This window comes from Methylobacterium organophilum, from assembly GCF_022179465.1.
GTDB lineage: Bacteria > Pseudomonadota > Alphaproteobacteria > Rhizobiales > Beijerinckiaceae > Methylobacterium > Methylobacterium organophilum.
In genome coordinates, this window is sequence record NZ_BPQV01000065.1 from 1 (window position 1) to 245 (window position 245).

Annotated in this window: 1 protein-coding gene; it reads right to left on the reverse strand. The window is 67.8% G+C overall.

Annotation, left to right across the window (positions count from 1 at the left end; translation table 11 throughout):
- Nucleotides 1–225 (reverse strand): 4Fe-4S dicluster domain-containing protein (locus tag MFF21_RS23815; protein ID WP_238315059.1); only part of this gene is annotated, 225 nt, incomplete at its 3' end.
- Nucleotides 226–245: the final 20 nt, after the last annotated feature.

Here is a 245-nt window from a genome sequence, read left to right on the forward strand (position 1 = left end):
GCCGACCGGGCAGGCGATGGCGCACAGACCGTCGGTGGCGCAGGTGGCGTTGCCCTGGTAGGCGTAACGGCCGGTCAGCTCGGCCAGTCGGGCGGGGTTGTCGCCGTTGGATCGAAGCCGGGAGATTTCTCGCCAGACCGCGATCCGTTGGCGAGGGGTAAGGGTCAGGTCCCGGGAGGGGCAATTGACCTCGCAGAAACCGCATTCGGTGCACTTGTCGACCACCGAGTGGGCTTTGGGCAGGG